The 381-nt window shown below is 56.4% G+C and carries 1 protein-coding gene; it reads left to right on the plus strand.

Annotation, left to right across the window (positions count from 1 at the left end):
* Positions 1 to 381: recombinase family protein (locus GR197_RS31855; RefSeq protein ID WP_204330553.1), on the plus strand; the 381-nt coding region annotated here is incomplete at both ends.

The raw sequence follows: 381 nt of genomic DNA on the forward strand, positions 1-381 counted from the left end.
CAGTGGTTCTCGATCCTGATCAACAGGTCAGGGGCGCGCTGCAGTTGCTATTCGATACGTTTCGACAGGCTGCGTCAGCTACAGCCACGGTCAAGCGATTTCGCCAGGAAGGCTGGCTGTTTCCGCGTCGCATCCGCCGGGGGATTGGCAAGGGAGATCTGATTTGGGGGCCATTGGAGCACTGTCGCGTTATTCAGATATTGCACAACCCCCGTTATGCCGGTGCCTTCGTATACGGTCGCACACGCGGAGCATATCGTCAGGGACGCAAATCCTTCGGACTTAAGGTTGACCGCGAGAACTGGCAGGTGTTAATCCAGAATGCGCATCCCGGCTTTATTGATTGGGACGAGTTCGAACGCAACCAGGCGACGCTTAAGC

This window comes from Rhizobium phaseoli (assembly GCF_010668805.1).
In the GTDB taxonomy this organism is placed as follows: Bacteria; Pseudomonadota; Alphaproteobacteria; order Rhizobiales; family Rhizobiaceae; genus Rhizobium; species Rhizobium phaseoli_A.